The 4,438-nt window shown below is 65.8% G+C and carries 4 protein-coding genes; 1 reads left to right on the top strand and 3 read right to left on the bottom strand.

The window, feature by feature from the left end:
* The 3 genes from VFP86_09600 to VFP86_09590 form a co-directional block, all read right to left on the bottom strand.
* The coding region (locus tag VFP86_09600; GenBank protein HET8999887.1) for a DHA2 family efflux MFS transporter permease subunit at positions 1–1,428 on the bottom strand (1,428 nt) is incomplete at its 3' end.
* Positions 1,428–2,903, bottom strand: a complete 1,476-nt coding sequence (locus VFP86_09595; protein ID HET8999886.1) for an HlyD family secretion protein — start codon at positions 2,901–2,903, stop codon at positions 1,428–1,430. The genes VFP86_09600 and VFP86_09595, both read right to left, overlap by 1 nt.
* A gap of 122 nt (positions 2,904–3,025) precedes the next feature.
* Positions 3,026–3,643, bottom strand: coding sequence for a TetR/AcrR family transcriptional regulator (locus tag VFP86_09590; protein HET8999885.1), 618 nt, complete (start codon positions 3,641–3,643; stop codon positions 3,026–3,028).
* 262 nt (positions 3,644–3,905) lie between these two features.
* Between VFP86_09590 and VFP86_09585 the strand changes: the two genes are divergently transcribed.
* Complete coding sequence (locus tag VFP86_09585; protein ID HET8999884.1) at positions 3,906–4,334, top strand: ester cyclase; 429 nt, start codon at positions 3,906–3,908, stop codon at positions 4,332–4,334.
* Positions 4,335–4,438 lie beyond the last annotated feature (104 nt).

The following is a 4,438-nucleotide window of genomic DNA, read 5'->3' as shown; positions in this document are numbered from 1 at the left end:
GCCGGTGGTGGCGTCGCTCCCGCCCCGCACGGTCATCAGCGCCGTCATCTGACCCAGGGCCGCCGTCCACGCCGGGTTATCCGGCCTGGCGTGCTCCACCAGGCGCGCGTGAAACAGGTCGGTGCCGCGCTCGAGCATCGTCGTGAGGATCGCCGTCCCAAACGACCCTCCCAGCTGAAACATCAAATTCATGAGGCCGGCCGCGGCCGTCGCCTTGGGTCGCGGGACCGAATTCAGCGCCGAGCCGAAGAGGGGGACGAGCAAAAGGGAGAGCGCGAACCCGAGCAGCAGCATCGGAACGACGATCTGCGCGGGGCCCGCGTCGAGCGTCCATCGAGACATCAGGAACATTACCGACGCGGAGAGCATCAGACCGGGGGCGACGATGTAGCGGGGGCCGATGAGGGCGGTGACAATCCCCGCGGCCGGGGTGATCAGCATCGTGACGAGGCCTCGGGGGAGAAAGTTGAGCCCGGTCTGCATGGCCGTGTAGCCCAGGGCTTGCTGGAGGAAGAGCGATTGGAGCACGAGGCCGCCGATCAGGCCGAACCCGACGATCCCGATACTCACCCACCCTGCAGTAAACGCGCGGCTGCCGAGGATCCGCAGGTCGACCGCCGGCGACTTCGTGCCGATGAGTTCCCAGAGGACGAAGAGGAGAAGGCCCGATCCCGCGGTCAGCGTGAGCGCCCACACAAGCGGCGAGTCGAACCAGTCCCACCGGTTGCCCTGCTCCAGGACGACCACGAGGCTCGACAGCCCGGCGGCCATCAGGCCGATGCCGACGAAGTCGAACCCGGCTAATCCCGCCCGCATCCACGGAGCTTCGCGGACACGGACGATCACGGCCACCATCGCAGACGCGAGGAGGCCTACCGGCAGGTTGATGAAAAAGATCCAGCGCCACGTGTAGGCGTCGGTGATCCAGCCGCCGAGCAGCGGACCGATCGTGGGCCCCAGCAACACCACCATCCCGTAAAGGCCGGTGGCGAGGCCCTGCTCCTTGGGGGGAAAGGTCTCGCGGAGAATCGACTGCTCCGTCGGGCCGAGGACGCCGGCGCCCAGCCCCTGCAGCACCCGGGCGGCAATGAGCGCGGGAAGCGAGGGCGCGACGCCGGCGAGCACCGAGGCTCCCGTAAAGACGATCAGCCCGACCTGGTAGACGCGTTTCCGCCCAAACGTCGATCCGAGCCATCCGGTGAGCGGCAGGACCACGACGAGCGCGACCAGGTAGGCCGTCGTGATCCAGGTCGCTTCCGTGACCGCGACCCCGAAGGACGCCTGCACATGAGGCAGCGCGACGTTGACGATGGACGCGTCGATGGTCCCCATGAGCGTACCGATGGAGATCGCGGCGGTGACCAGCCACTTGCTTGGGGTGACCGGCGCGCCGGGGGCGGTGCTCGGATCTCCGCGTGGCGCGGCCATCAGCGCGCGCCCTCACCTGCGAATTGTGACGAGGCTCCCCGTCCCGTCGTGTCGATGGTCGCCTCGACCGAGAGCCCAACCTGCAAGGTGTCCGGAGCGTCCTCGAGCGCGATGCGCACCGGCACCCTCTGGACAACCTTCGTGAAGTTGCCCGTTGCGTTCTGAGGCGGGAGAACGGCGAGCGCGGCGCCTGTGGCCGGACCGAGCCGCTCGACACGGCCGTGGAACGTCCGGCCGAGCAGATCAACGCGAATAGTGGCCGGCTGTCCCGCGCGGACGCGGCCGAGCTGGGTCTCCTTGAAGTTCGCCTGCACCCATTTGCTCGAGGAGAACACCAGGGTCAGCAGCGTCTGCCCCGGCTGGACGACTTGGCCGGACTGTACGGGAACATCGCTCCCGACGATGGCATCCGCGGGGGCCATGACGCGGGTGTAGTCCAACTGCTGGCGCGCCGCGGCGAGTTGCGCCGCGGCCTGGGCGACCCCGGCCCGTGCGGTGGCGAGCTCGGCGGCCCGCTGGGCGACAACGTCGAAGCCGGCGCGCGCCGTCTCCAGCCCGGCGGCCGCCTGCGCCTGCTGTGCGACCGCGGCGGTGACATCCTGCCGGCGGATGGGGACATTGAGCTGCGCCGCGTGCGCCTGCGCGAGCCCCGCCCGGGCCTGGCTGACCCCGTCGGTCGCGCTGCGATCCTGGGCTGCGGCCGCATCGTATGCCGCCTGGGCCTGGTCGACCTGTTGGGCCGCCACCGCTCCTTGCGCGAGCAGCTCTTTCGCCCGCGTCAGATCGTTGCGGGCCTTGACGAGATTGGACCTCGCCGAGGTGACCTGCGCTTCGGTCGCGCTCAATTGCGCGCGGGCCATCGCGATCGACTCGCGGACGGTCTGGTCTTCGAGCGTGACGCTCGTTTGGCTCTGAGGCACACGAGCGGTCGCCGCCGCCTGGGCGGCCTGCGCCTGAGCGAGCGACGCCGTAGTCTGATGCCGCTGGGCGACGAGCGCCGCCGCGGCCTGGCCGACTCGGGTCTGGGCGACCTCCAGGCCGGCCTGCGCCTGCTGAACCGCGATCTCGGCATCCACGGGGTCGAGCTCCACAAGCAGGTCGCCCTTATGGACCTGCTGATATCCCCTCACGAGGATGCTGGCCACCCGACCTGAGACCTTGGCGCTGACGATCGTCGTGTCCCCCTGCACGTAGGCATCATCGGTGCCGGGGTGCGTGCCGGCATAGTCGAAATAGCGAAATGTGTAACTGACCGCTGCGATCGTGGCAGCGATCGCCAGTCCGAACGCCCAGGTGCGCGTCCGGGACCGGCCGCGGCGGCGTGTAAGGGGTCCTGCGCTCTGATCGCTTCGCTCATCACTGGCCGAGCCATTGCGCGAAGCCGCGGTGGGGCTAGGGGCATTCACCGGAACCGGGTTTGGTGGATTCGGCGAAGCCAGGTTCGTCTCAACTAGTGTTGCGCGGTCCTGTGGCATCTTTCGTTCCTCCTGCGTGCCGCCGGCACCCGGCGATGTCGCTTGCTCGATACAACGTATACTCTCATTACACTGTACATTTTTTGAGCAAAAAAAATTCCCGCCCGCAGGCAACGGGCCGGTTACACTGACTGACTGTCTCGCTCGAGGCCCCGGACGACGGTATCGACGGCCTCACCGATCAGCCGTTCCCGATTCGCCCAAGGAAACTTTGAGTGCGTGATCAGCAGCGAGGTCACACCGTGAATGGCCGTCCACAGCACCTGGCTGGCGAGTTCTACATCGTCGATGCGAAGCTTGCCCTGCTCGGCACACGTTCGGACTGCCGTCCGCAAGCAACCGAACGCCTCCTGCCCGATCCGCTTTCGGCGCTCTCCGTCGACCGAAGAGCGCGTCATGAACGTGAGTTGATAGTGGTACGGATGGCGAAGGCCGAACTCGATGTACGCACGCAGGCCGGCCTTCAGGTAGCCGATTGGGTCGCCGGGATAATCCTCAGCTCTGGCCAGGCGCTTGTGCTGGATCAGTGTCGTGAACGTCTCTTCGCAGATCGTGTCGAGTAGCTCAGCCTTGTCCCGAAAATGCAGATAGATCGACATCGGGGAATAGTCGATCTTCTCCGCGAGCCGGCGCATCGAGACTTTCTCGTAGCCCTCTTTGACGAAGAGTTCCGCGGCAGCGTCAAGAATGCTCCGGCGGAGCCGCTCTTTCTGCGCGAGTTGTCGGTCCTTGATCCCCATCACGATATACCTCGTATACTGTATATACAGTGTATATTCTCAGATGACGGCTGTCAAGTGCCTAGGCCGGGACTCCGGGGTTCCGGGCGTGAGCCACGTCGTGGCAGTTTGCCGGCTGGAGGAACCCCGGGTCGAATCCCCCAATAAGGTGCGCAGGTGCACACTGAAAAAAGGGGGGGATATGCGAGCATTCGAATCGTGGTTCGCCCAGCGTACGCTTTGACGGTAAATGCGGGAAAAATTTTCAGGGAGGCGAACCTGCATGTCCGAGGAGAGCAAAACCGTGGTCAGGAAGTTCTACGCGCTCTTGGAGAAAGGAGATATGAGTGGGGTCAGCGAGTTGCTCTCGGATAAGTTCGTCTGGCATTTCGCTGGCATCCCGGCGCCATTCGACAAGCAAAGTTCTGTCGGGTTCCTCCAGGCGTTCCGCGCCGCGTTCCCCGATATGCAGCATAGTCTGGATCCACAGATCGCTGAAGGGGATCGCGTCGTCACTCCCCTGACGTTCCGCGCCACCCACCGAGGCGAACTACAGGGCATCCCGGCAAGTGGGAAGCGGGTGGAGATCCGGGCCCTGAACATTCACCGGATCCTGAGTGGGACGATTGCCCAAGCGGAGACCGTGGTTGATATGATGGGCCTCATGCAGCAGATCGGCGCGATCCCCGCACCGGGCGGCGCTGGGGCGTAGCCCCGGCGGGATTGCGCGAATCAATCCAGCAGATTCTCCGTGTCACCCACGCTAGGACCTCACCCAGGGGGGCATGTATGTGGATACACCTGCCGGGGGAGGTA

The sequence above is a fragment of the bacterium genome (genome assembly GCA_035703895.1).
In the GTDB taxonomy this organism is placed as follows: Bacteria; Sysuimicrobiota; Sysuimicrobiia; order Sysuimicrobiales; family Segetimicrobiaceae; genus Segetimicrobium.
This window is presented reverse-complemented; position numbering and strand designations above follow the sequence as displayed.